The following is a 248-nucleotide window of genomic DNA, read 5'->3' as shown; positions in this document are numbered from 1 at the left end:
TTTTTAATTTGTAAAGCTGGTGTTTTTTGTAATTTTTTAAGGAGTTGTTTGTAGTATCTGTAAGCCATAAACACACCAAATTTAGCCTCAATAGGTAGTTTTTTTATTCCGTGTAAACCGCGTTCAAAGTCGTATTCTATATCGCTAATTATTTCCTGTTTTGAATTTTCATCCAAGGCATCCATGTTAATATTTGGAAAATAGCTACGGTTTAATCCTTCAACATCTGCTTTTAAATCTCTTAAAAA

Annotated in this window: 1 protein-coding gene; it reads right to left on the bottom strand. The window is 30.2% G+C overall.

The annotated features are described in order from the left end of the window. Nucleotides 1-248 (bottom strand): hypothetical protein (locus tag IEQ44_RS18745; RefSeq protein WP_227487692.1); only part of this gene is annotated, 248 nt, incomplete at both ends.

Source organism: Nocardioides malaquae, from assembly GCF_015070385.1.
Taxonomy (GTDB): domain Bacteria; phylum Actinomycetota; class Actinomycetes; order Propionibacteriales; family Nocardioidaceae; genus Nocardioides; species Nocardioides malaquae.
This window is presented reverse-complemented; position numbering and strand designations above follow the sequence as displayed.